This window comes from Microbacterium umsixpiens, from assembly GCF_053543675.1.
Map to the genome: position 1 here is coordinate 1 of NZ_JBLVOH010000254.1, position 2,180 is coordinate 2,180.

At 68.8% G+C, this 2,180-nt stretch carries 2 protein-coding genes; one reads left to right on the forward strand and one right to left on the reverse strand.

The window, feature by feature from the left end:
• Positions 1 to 29: 29 nt before the first annotated feature.
• Positions 30 to 1,268, forward strand: coding sequence for a beta-ketoacyl-[acyl-carrier-protein] synthase family protein (locus ACNPM4_RS20750; RefSeq protein ID WP_448987042.1), 1,239 nt, complete (start codon positions 30 to 32; stop codon positions 1,266 to 1,268).
• A gap of 76 nt (positions 1,269 to 1,344) precedes the next feature.
• Here the strand turns inward: ACNPM4_RS20750 and yczE are convergent, their stop codons facing one another.
• Positions 1,345 to 2,010 carry a membrane protein YczE gene (gene yczE, locus ACNPM4_RS20755; protein ID WP_029261784.1) on the reverse strand — a complete coding sequence of 222 codons (666 nt, stop codon included), beginning with the start codon at positions 2,008 to 2,010 and terminating at the stop codon, positions 1,345 to 1,347.
• Positions 2,011 to 2,180 lie beyond the last annotated feature (170 nt).

The following is a 2,180-nucleotide window of genomic DNA, read 5'->3' on the forward strand; positions in this document are numbered from 1 at the left end:
CTTCGACGTTCGACAAGGAACCACACCCCATGACCAAGCGCATCGTCGTCACCGGCATCGGCGCCACATCCGCCATCGGCGGAACGGCCCCGGAGAACTGGACGAACCTGCTGGCCGGAATGTCCGGCACCCGCACGCTCGAACACGACTGGGTTCAGCAGTACGAGCTGCCCGTCACGTTCGCCGCCGAGGCGATCGTGCGCCCGGAAGAGGTACTCCCCCGCCACGAGGCCAAGCGCCTGGATCCGTCGTCGCAGTTCGCCCTCATCGCGGCCCGCGAGGCATGGGCCGACGCCGGTTCCCCCGAGGTCGCGCCCGAGCGCCTCGGCATCGACTTCGCCACCGGCATCGGTGGTCTCTGGACCCTGCTGGACGCCTGGGACACGCTGCGTGAGAAGGGCCCGCGACGGGTCATGCCGCTGACGGTCCCGATGCTCATGCCGAACGCCGCTGCGGGCAACCTCTCGCTGCAGTTCGAGGCTCGCGCCTATGCGCAGACCGTCGTCAGTGCGTGCGCCTCCAGCACGGAGTCGATCATCCACGCTTTCCACCACCTGCAGGACGGCCTCGCGGACGTCGTGATCGCCGGTGGCACCGAGTCCGCGATCCACCCGATCACGATGGCTTCGTTCGCATCGGCGCAGGCACTGTCGCGTCGGAACGACGATCCTGCCCACGCCTCCCGCCCCGGGGCCATCGACCGTGATGGGTTCGTCATGGGTGAGGGTGCGGCCGCGCTGATCCTCGAGACCGAGGAGCACGCCAAGGCTCGCGGCGCCAAGATCTACGGCTACGTGCTCGGCGGCGGAGTCACTGCCGACGCGTACCACATCACCGGGAACGACCCCGAGGGCAACGGCGCGGCGCGGGCCGTCACGCAGGCGCGCGACGGGGCCGGTGTGACCGCCGACCAGGTCACGCACATCAACGCGCACGCGACGTCGACCCCGGTCGGCGACCCGAACGAGTACGTCGCTCTCAAGAAGGTCTTCGGCGACCGGATCGACGAGATCCCCGTGTCGGCGACGAAGGCCTCCACCGGACACCTGCTCGGTGGTACGGGGGCACTCGAAGCGATCTTCTCGCTTCTCGCGCTGCGTGATCGCGTCGCTCCGCCGACCATCAACATGACCGAGCCCGACCCGGCGGTTCCTTTCCGTCTTTCCGGCGAGGCCACGCCGCTCGGCGACGGCCCCCAGATCGCCATCAGCAACTCGTTCGGGTTCGGCGGACACAACGCCGTGCTGGTCGTCGCCAGCGCCGACTGACCCTGCATACACGAAGAGAGGCCCCCGGGATTCCGAGGGCCTCTCTTCGCGCAACAGGACCGGAGTCCGAAGCCGCTCAGACGGCGCGCAGTGCCCCGAGCTGACGCGAACGGGCTTCACGGATGCGCGTGATGCGGGGCAGGAACCACCCGATCAGCGGACCGACTCCGAAGGCGAAGAGCACCGTTCCGACGCCCACCGGGCCGCCGAGGAGGAAGCCGACGAGCAGCACACTTCCCTCGATCAGGGTGCGGACGAGCCACACCGCCCATCCGGTGCGGCGGACCAGCCCCGTCATCAGGCCATCGCGCGGCCCAGGCCCGAAGTCGGCAGCGATGTAGAGGCCCGTCGCGAAGGCGAGGAGCAGGAGCCCGAAGACGAACATGGGGGCACCGATCCACACCGAAGAGGGCTGCGGGATCAGGAAGAGCGCCAGATCGGCGCTCGGGCCGACCAGGAGCGCGTTCAGCACCGTGCCGAGGCCCACCCGCTGACGCAGCGGGATCCACAGCAGCAGCACGACGATCGAGACGAGCACGGTCATGACTCCGTATCCGACGCCTGTCTGCCCCGCCAGGCCCAGCGCCAGAACATCCCACGGCGCCACACCGATGCCACCTCGTACCATGAAGCCGAGTGCCACACCGTAGAGGAACAGACCGACGAGAAGCTGCACGAGCCGCTCGACGAGGTCACGCCGGCTGGTGGCGGCTATGGGGAGGAACAGAGAACGGAGGAACATCCTCCTACTCTGGCCCGTGGACCACGGTCCGATGCGAAGCCACTCGCCGCAAAGTGGCCTGCGCATATCAGACCACTTTGCGCCATGCTGGAGGCATGGGATCACGGCTCGTCGAACAGCTCGGAGTGGATAACGTCGCGGGCACCGCGGCGACGGCGCGCGCCGCCCCC